At 60.8% G+C, this 6,365-nt stretch carries 8 protein-coding genes; 5 read left to right on the forward strand and 3 right to left on the reverse strand.

The annotated features are described in order from the left end of the window. The first annotated feature begins 17 nt into the window (after positions 1 to 17). Together chpT and D3227_RS14490 are read left to right on the forward strand one after the other, a co-directional pair. A complete protein-coding gene (chpT, locus tag D3227_RS14485; RefSeq protein ID WP_120014775.1) occupies positions 18 to 647 on the forward strand; it encodes a histidine phosphotransferase ChpT in 630 nt (209 codons plus the stop codon). Positions 648 to 898: 251 nt separating this feature from the next. Further along, on the forward strand, positions 899 to 1,267 hold the full coding sequence (locus D3227_RS14490; protein ID WP_006203582.1) for a response regulator: 369 nt from the start codon (positions 899 to 901) through the stop codon (positions 1,265 to 1,267). A 96-nt stretch (positions 1,268 to 1,363) separates the two neighbouring features. Here D3227_RS14490 and ctrA read toward each other — a convergent pair whose 3' ends face one another. Further along, the gene (gene ctrA / locus D3227_RS14495) at positions 1,364 to 2,059 is read right to left on the reverse strand and encodes a response regulator transcription factor CtrA (protein ID WP_006203583.1); all 696 of its coding nucleotides are present in this window, start codon (positions 2,057 to 2,059) and stop codon (positions 1,364 to 1,366) included. Positions 2,060 to 2,508: 449 nt separating this feature from the next. Between ctrA and D3227_RS14500 the strand changes: the two genes are divergently transcribed. Then, complete coding sequence (locus tag D3227_RS14500; RefSeq protein WP_120014776.1) at positions 2,509 to 2,886, forward strand: flagellar export protein FliJ; 378 nt, start codon at positions 2,509 to 2,511, stop codon at positions 2,884 to 2,886. 75 nt (positions 2,887 to 2,961) lie between these two features. On the opposite strand, the gene D3227_RS14505 is transcribed toward D3227_RS14500, so the two are convergent. Continuing rightward, positions 2,962 to 3,366, reverse strand: a complete 405-nt coding sequence (locus tag D3227_RS14505) for a winged helix-turn-helix transcriptional regulator (protein WP_120014777.1) — start codon at positions 3,364 to 3,366, stop codon at positions 2,962 to 2,964. A gap of 89 nt (positions 3,367 to 3,455) precedes the next feature. On the opposite strand from D3227_RS14505, the gene D3227_RS14510 reads away from it, so the two are divergent. Further along, positions 3,456 to 4,382 (forward strand): NADP-dependent oxidoreductase, encoded by a 927-nt coding sequence (locus D3227_RS14510; RefSeq protein WP_120014778.1) that lies wholly within the window; start codon positions 3,456 to 3,458, stop codon positions 4,380 to 4,382. 71 nt (positions 4,383 to 4,453) lie between these two features. Here the strand turns inward: D3227_RS14510 and sciP are convergent, their stop codons facing one another. Then, on the reverse strand, positions 4,454 to 4,729 hold the full coding sequence (sciP, locus tag D3227_RS14515) for a CtrA inhibitor SciP (protein WP_006203587.1): 276 nt from the start codon (positions 4,727 to 4,729) through the stop codon (positions 4,454 to 4,456). A gap of 259 nt (positions 4,730 to 4,988) precedes the next feature. Between sciP and mnmA the strand changes: the two genes are divergently transcribed. Next, positions 4,989 to 6,179, forward strand: coding sequence for a tRNA 2-thiouridine(34) synthase MnmA (mnmA, locus tag D3227_RS14520; RefSeq protein WP_120014779.1), 1,191 nt, complete (start codon positions 4,989 to 4,991; stop codon positions 6,177 to 6,179). Positions 6,180 to 6,365: the final 186 nt, after the last annotated feature.

The raw sequence follows: 6,365 nt of genomic DNA on the forward strand, positions 1-6,365 counted from the left end.
TATCAGGGACTTCGCCCATGGCAGAACTGTTCACCCTTTCAGCACCGGATCTTGCAGCGCTTCTTTGCAGCCGGGTCTGTCATGACATCATTTCGCCTGTCGGTGCGATCAACAACGGCCTCGAACTGCTCGATGAGGGCGGCGCCGACGAAGACGCCATGAAGCTGATCCGCCAGAGTGCCAGGAACGCTTCAGCCCGCCTGCAATTTGCCCGTATCGCCTTCGGCGCCGCCGGCTCGGCCGGCATGATGATCGACACTGGCGATGCCGAAGCCGTCGCCATCGCCTTTCTCAAGAACGAAAAGCCGGAACTCTCCTGGAACGGGCCCCGCGCGCTGCTGCCCAAGAACAAGGTCAAACTGCTGCTCAACCTCCTTCTCGTCGCCAACGCGGCCATTCCGCGCGGCGGCAAACTTGTGGTCACGCTGGAAAATCTGGACACCGAGCCGCGTTTTGCGCTGTCGGCCGCCGGCCCGATGCTGCGCGTGCCGCCGAAATTCCTAGAACTTCATTCCGGCCACAAGCCCGAGGAGCCGATCGACGCCCATTCGGTGCAGCCATATTACACGCTGCTGCTGGCGCGCGAGGCCAACATGACAATTTCGATCCACGCGACCGCCGAGGAAATCGTGCTTTCGGCGGCCTGAAACCTTCGCCCAGCCGGCAAGAACAGCCAAAGTATTTATTTCTACTAATATTTGTTGAGCCGGCGGCAATTCAGGCAGAGCAAGTTTTTGCCGGCTTGGACTCGCGGCATTCGTAACGAAGAAGACGCGCAAGGCGTATCTTTGCAAAAACTTTACCTAACGGCTTTTCGGCTTCTTTACCAGATTGTTCTAGTATGCCTCGTGGTTGCCCGCAGATTGCCGGTTCGCCAGACGGCTGAGAGGACCCGGAAATGAAACGCTGCCTGTTCGTCGACGATTCGAGCGTCATCAGAAAGGTTGCAAAGCGCATCCTCGGCGGCTCCGATTTGACCGTGATCGAAGCGGCCACGGGGCTCGACGCGATCGAGATGTGCGCCGCCGACATGCCCGACGTCATCGTCATCGACGGCGCCTTGCCGGATGTGCAGGCCGTGGACCTCATCCGCCGCATTCGCGCCATGGAGAGCGTGGTCAAGCCGCAGATCCTGGTTTCGCTGGTCGAGGTCGATGTCGCCTCGATCATGAAGGCAAAGCGCGCCGGCGCTCAGGGTTATCTGCTGAAGCCGTTCAACCGGCCGCAATTGCTCGAGCGTTTCCGTGCCCTGAAAATCGCCGCCTGATTCGCCAGCATCGGAGAGCAGGCGGCTTCAACGCCCAGCATGCAAAAACCCGGCCGAAGCCGGGTTTTTTATTGGAAAATCAAACGAAGGTTTTGCTCAGGCGCTGACGCGAATGTCTTCCGGCTCGCGCAGCACATAGCCGCGGCCCCAGACCGTCTCGATGTAATTCTGGCCACCGGACGCGGCGTCGAGCTTCTTGCGCAGCTTGCAGATGAAGACGTCGATGATCTTCAGTTCCGGTTCGTCCATGCCGCCATAAAGGTGGTTGAGGAACATTTCCTTGGTCAGCGTGGTGCCCTTGCGCAGCGAGAGCAGCTCCAGCATCTGATATTCCTTGCCGGTCAGATGGACGCGCTGGCCGCCGACTTCGACGGTCTTGGCGTCGAGATTGACCACCAGGTCGCCGGTGGTAATGACGGACTGGGCATGGCCCTTGGAGCGCCGCACGATCGCATGGATGCGCGCCACCAGTTCGTCCTTGTGGAAAGGCTTGGTCATATAGTCGTCGGCGCCGAAGCCGAGGCCGCGCACCTTGTCCTCGATGCCGGCCATGCCGGACAGGATAAGGATCGGTGTCTTCACCTTGGAGAGGCGAAGTGTTCTCAAGACTTCGTAACCCGACATGTCGGGGAGATTGAGATCGAGAAGGATGATGTCATAGTCGTAGAGCTTTCCGAGATCGACGCCCTCTTCGCCGAGATCGGTCGTATAGACATTAAAACTTTCGGATTTCAGCATCAATTCGATGCTTTGTGCGGTTGCACTGTCATCTTCAATCAGCAGAACACGCATTTCATTCCCCTTTTCTGCTGCCGGTCCATGTCACGACCCGTCCCGGACCGGAGCAGTGATTGCCTGAACAGAAGGTGCCACCGAATGGTTAACAAAACCTAATTTCGTGCCGAGGACGATACCAGATTTTTTAACCCCTTTCTACACCCTCTTGAATCTAATAACGAATCACAGACCCAAACCGCTAATGCACCACATTAATAAGCCAGCCTAAGTGACTCCAGGGACTCGTCGGTTGGCTTTCCGCCGAAAACCGGAATTTTTACCCGGCCTTAAGTCCTCGCCCGTATGATTAACAATGCCCGTAAACGAATGGTTACCAACGGCAAAAAACTTTAGGAGTTTGTTTCCCATAGTTCGGGGAAAGCCGGGGGAAACGGGTGACGCCTGGGCCTTTCCAGGCGGTTTGGACGATATGTGCGGGTGTGCGTTTCCGGGAGTACCGAATCATGAAGTCACGTGAAAACCTCGTTCGGCTGAAGCAGTTTCAGGTGAATGAGAAGCGGCGGCAGCTGCTGCAGCTCGACATGATGATCGCCGAGTTCGAACGCATGGCTGTCGAACTGGAGCTTCAGATCACCGCTGAAGAGAAGAAGGCCGGCATCACCGACATCAACCATTTTGCCTATCCGACCTTCGCCAAGGCGGCGCGCTTGCGCCGCGACAACCTCAGAAATTCACAAAGCGACCTCGCCCAGCAGCGAAGCATTGCCGAATCATTACTCGGCGAAGCTGAAGCGGAGCTTTCCAAGGCCGAGATGCTCGAATCGCGCGACACCAAGATCCGCGATGCCGAACTTGGTGGCCGCAGCGCCATGATCGGCTGAAAACAGGCCAATCGGCGTTCCCGGAACGCCATCGAAGCTGCCCGCGGCGGAACCTGAACAGGCCCGGCGCTGGCCTCAGCCCCGCGCCACAGAATCCTCTTGAGGTTCCATCGATGCCCGCGCGCGGGCATCCCTGATATCGGGCACGTGCTGCTCCGACCACGACCTTATCTGATTGAGCAGCCCCGCCAGGTTCTGGCCGAGTTCGGTCAGTTCATATTCGACCCTTGGCGGAATGACCGGGAAAATCTCGCGCCGCACGATGCCGTCGCGTTCGAGGATACGTAGCGTCTGCGTCAGCATCTTCGGCGTGATGCCTTCGAGCTTGCGCGCCAGTTCGCCATTGCGCAGCCGGCCGCGGCGCAAGGCGCAAACGACCAGATAGACCCATTTGTTGGCCAGCGTCTCGAGCACGGTGTGCGATGGGCACGTCCGCCGGAAGGCGTCATAGCCGAATGAGGAGTTGTCTTCACTATCCATAAGGTTCCTATATATAGAAAAGGTACATACTAGACAAGAGAATATTACTATCCAAATTATAGTGGCACACCAACCAGCAGGAGACTTCCATGCGTGCCATTGTCCAGAACTCCGTCGGCGGACCCGACGTCCTCGTCATCGCCGATCGGCCCGATCCATCTCCAAAGGCCGGCGAGGTGCTTGTCCGCGTCAAGGCAGCGGGCATCAACCCCGTCGATGGCGCCGTGCGTGCCGGCTATTTCCCGCTGCTTGGCGAACCGCCCTTCATCCTCGGCTGGGACATCTCGGGAACCGTCGAGGCGCTGGGCCCTGATGTGACCGGCCTCAAGGTCGGCGACGCGGTGTTCGGCATGCCGCGCTTTCCGAGGCAAGCGGCCGCCTATGCCGAACTGGCGGTCGCGCCGGCGGACGAAATCGCGCGGAAGCCCGAGGGCATCGACCACATTCAAGCCGCCGCGCTGCCGCTGGCCGGCCTGACGGCCTGGCAAGGCCTGGTGCGCCATGGCGGCCTGAAACAGGGTCAGCGCGTGCTGGTCCACGCTGCGGCCGGCGGTGTCGGGCATCTGGCGGTGCAGATCGCCAAGGCGCGCGGTGCCTATGTCATCGCCACCGCCAGCCCGGAAAAGCTCGACTTCGTCCGCTCGCTCGGCGCCGACGAGGTTATCGACTACACTGCGGGTGATTTCACCAGCAAGGTCGGCGATATCGACCTGGTGCTGGACCCGATCGGCGGCGACCATGCGCAGCGTTCGCTGAAGGTGCTCAGGGACGGCGGCGTTCTGGTGTCGCTGCTCGATGTCAGTGACGCCACCAAAGCAGACGCCGGCGCCCGCGATATCCGTGTCGAGCGCATGTCCGTCGTGCCCGATCGCGACGGCCTTGCCGAGCTTGGCGGACTGATCGATGCGAAAGAGCTCGCCGTCCACGTGGCAAAGGCGCTTCCGCTGGAAGAAGCCGGCGCCGCCCATGCCTTTCTCGCCACCAGGCCAATCGGCAAGGTGGTGCTGACGGTCTGACCTAGCGGGATCGTTCCAGCAAACAAAAGGGCGCGGCAATGCCGCGCCCTCTATCTTTGACCCGGCCTTGTCTAGTGCCGGTATTGCTGGATGCGCGTCGTGCGCAGCCCGGCAAGGCCGTATTCATCGATCGACGCCTGCCAGGACAGGAATTCCTCGGTGGTGAGCTTGTAGCGCTGACATGCCTCTTCAAGGCTCAAAAGGCCGCCGCGTACCGCAGCCACCACTTCCGCCTTGCGCCGAATAACCCAGCGCCGTGTGTTCGTCGGCGGCAGATCGGCAATCGTGAGAGGGCTGCCGTCTGGCCCGATAACATATTTGACTCGCGGTCTAACTAGATCGGTCATCGTACTCTCTACAAAAAACTCAAAGACCCAATCCCCGCCACAGTACCGCCACAGCTTTAAAAATTGCCTAAGCGAACCCTAATAGCTAGGTAAGGATCATGAACGCCGCGTTAGTCTTTTCGTCGGCATTTGAGATATCGGCCATCGGACGCCGGATTCGCAGGCAAAAATCGCTTGGGCGCGAGATGCTGGCGCGGCGCAGGTGCTTGACCTATATTCCGGCCATTGGCATTCAGGCGCCACGCAGAACGAAAGAACCATGAACAGCCTCGACCTTCCAGGACGTCCCGAAACCACCCGTATCGTTGTCGCCATGTCGGGCGGCGTCGATTCATCGGTCGTTGCCGGCCTGTTGAAACGCGAAGGCTATGACGTCGTCGGCGTCACGCTGCAGCTCTACGACCATGGCGCGGCAACGCACCGGGCCGGTTCCTGCTGCGCCGGCCAGGATATCGACGATGCCCGTCGCGTCTCCGAGACGCTCGGCATCCCGCATTACGTGCTCGACTACGAGGAGCGCTTCCGCAAGGCGGTCATCGACCCTTTCGCCGACTCTTATGTCGCCGGCGAGACGCCGATTCCTTGCGTGTCCTGCAATCAGACGGTGAAGTTCGCCGACCTTTTGGCGACCGCCAAGGAGCTTGGCGCCGACGCGCTGGCTACCGGCCACTACATCCGCTCCGGCGCCAACGGCGCGCACCGCGCGCTCTACCGGCCGGTCGACGCCGACCGCGACCAGAGCTATTTCCTGTTCGCCACCACGCAGGCGCAGATCGACTATCTGCGCTTTCCGCTCGGCGGGCTTTCGAAGCCCGAGGTTCGCGCCATTGCCGAGGAGATGGGGCTGACGGTCGCCGCCAAGCAGGACAGCCAGGACATCTGCTTCGTGCCGCAGGGCAAATATTCCGACATCATCGCCAAGCTGAAGCCGGCTGCCGCCAACCCTGGCGACATCGTCCATATAGACGGCCGTGTTCTCGGCCGCCATGAAGGCATATTGCGCTACACGATCGGCCAGCGCCGCGGCATCGGCATCGCCTCAGGCGAGCCGCTTTATGTCGTGCATCTCGATGCCGACCGGGCGCGCGTCGTCGTCGGCCCGCGCGAGGCGCTGGAGACGCACAAGATCTATCTGCGCAACATGAACTGGCTGGGCGATGGGCCGCTGTCCGACGTACGCGCCGGCGGCCTGGAGCTATTTGCCAAAGTCCGCTCGACGCGACCGCCGCGCCCGGCCGTGCTGCATCACCGCGACGGCGTCACCTCGGTGGAGCTGGTCGACGGTGAGTCCGGTATCGCGCCCGGACAGGCCTGCGTGCTCTATTCCGACGACGGCAACGAGGCGCGCGTGTTCGGCGGCGGCTTCATCGAGCGCTCCGAGCGCGGCGCCGAGGCCGAGGCCATGCTGAGCCGGCTCGCCGCCCGCCCGGCACATATCCCCGCCGAATAGGGGCGGCTTTTTCTCTCAGAGACTGTTCGAAACTCGCTCTGGCGAGTCATATGATTTTTCGAGAACCGGAGCGGAGCGTACTTGAAGTACGTGTTGGGGTGGACGGCCCCCGACGGCATCGTGATGTGCCAGAATGAGGTCGTTGAGATCTCAAGCAAGGGAGACCGTCCGTGGAAAATCTTATTC

This window comes from Mesorhizobium waimense, assembly GCF_003601975.1.
Lineage (GTDB): Bacteria > Pseudomonadota > Alphaproteobacteria > Rhizobiales > Rhizobiaceae > Mesorhizobium > Mesorhizobium waimense.

Bases quoted from the DNA above. Each gene is read 5' to 3' on its own strand.
- D3227_RS14490 (WP_006203582.1), top strand. From the start codon at position 899: ATGAAACGCTGCCTGTTCGTCGACGATTCGAGCGTCATCAGAAAGGTT.
- D3227_RS14500 (WP_120014776.1), top strand. From the start codon at position 2,509: ATGAAGTCACGTGAAAACCTCGTTCGGCTGAAGCAGTTTCAGGTGAAT.
- D3227_RS14510 (WP_120014778.1), top strand. From the start codon at position 3,456: ATGCGTGCCATTGTCCAGAACTCCGTCGGCGGACCCGACGTCCTCGTC.
- sciP (WP_006203587.1), bottom strand. From the start codon at position 4,729: ATGACCGATCTAGTTAGACCGCGAGTCAAATATGTTATCGGGCCAGAC.
- D3227_RS14505 (WP_120014777.1), bottom strand. From the start codon at position 3,366: ATGGATAGTGAAGACAACTCCTCATTCGGCTATGACGCCTTCCGGCGG.
- mnmA (WP_120014779.1), top strand. From the start codon at position 4,989: ATGAACAGCCTCGACCTTCCAGGACGTCCCGAAACCACCCGTATCGTT.
- ctrA (WP_006203583.1), bottom strand. From the start codon at position 2,059: ATGCGTGTTCTGCTGATTGAAGATGACAGTGCAACCGCACAAAGCATC.
- chpT (WP_120014775.1), top strand. From the start codon at position 18: ATGGCAGAACTGTTCACCCTTTCAGCACCGGATCTTGCAGCGCTTCTT.